We start from the raw sequence: 1,046 nt of genomic DNA on the forward strand, positions 1-1,046 counted from the left end.
AACCCAACAGGCGACGGAACAACTTCGGTAACCGGATTAACAGCAGGTTCCTGGACTTGTACAGTAACAGACGCAAATGGATGTACAGCATCACAGAATTTTACTATTACTCAGCCAACAGCATTAGCTTTGACAGCTGCTTCACAAACGAATATTTCTTGTAATGGTGGATCCAATGGTGCTGCTGCTGTAAATACAGCTACTGGAGGTGCCGGTGGCTATACGTATAACTGGACACCAGGGAACCCAACAGGAGATGGAACAACTTCGGTAACCGGATTAACTGCTGGAACATGGACTTGTACCGTGACCGATGCAAATGGTTGTACTGCAACACGTAATTTCACAATTACTCAACCAACCGCTTTAGTGGCTACTGCATCTTCAGAAACCAACATTTCTTGTAATGGTGGATCCAATGGAGCTGCTTCAATTAGCACACCAACTGGTGGTGCTGGTGGCTATACGTATAACTGGACACCAGGGAACCCAACAGGTGACGGAACAACTTCGGTAACCGGATTGACTGCCGGAACTTGGACTTGTACCGTGACTGATGCTAATGCATGTACTACTTCGGTTAACTTTACCATCACGCAACCAACGGCCATTAGTGCCACTGCGGCTTCACAAACTAATATTTCTTGTAATGGTGGATCCAATGGTGCAGCCTCAATTAACACACCAACTGGAGGTGCCGGAGGCTATACGTATAACTGGACACCTGGAAACCCAACAGGCGACGGTACTACGTCTGTTACCGGATTAACTGCGGGAACATGGACTTGTACTGTGACCGATGCCAATGCATGTACTACTTCGGTTAACTTCATTATTACTCAGCCAACAGCATTAGCTTTGACAGCTGCTTCACAAACTAATATTTCTTGTAATGGTGGAGCAAATGGTGCTGCTTCTGTTAACGCAGCAACTGGTGGAGCAGGCGGATATACTTATAATTGGACACCAGGGAACCCAACAGGAGATGGCACTACTTCGGTAACCGGATTAACTGCTGGAACATGGACTTGTACCGTGACCGATGC

General features: G+C 46.8%; 1 pseudogene. It reads left to right on the forward strand.

Annotated features, from left to right (window positions below):
* Positions 1-1,046 (forward strand): annotated as a pseudogene (locus AAEO59_RS16340) (hypothetical protein); the annotation flags it as partial.

Source organism: Flavobacterium flavipallidum (genome assembly GCF_038289905.1).
Classification (GTDB): domain Bacteria; phylum Bacteroidota; class Bacteroidia; order Flavobacteriales; family Flavobacteriaceae; genus Flavobacterium; species Flavobacterium flavipallidum.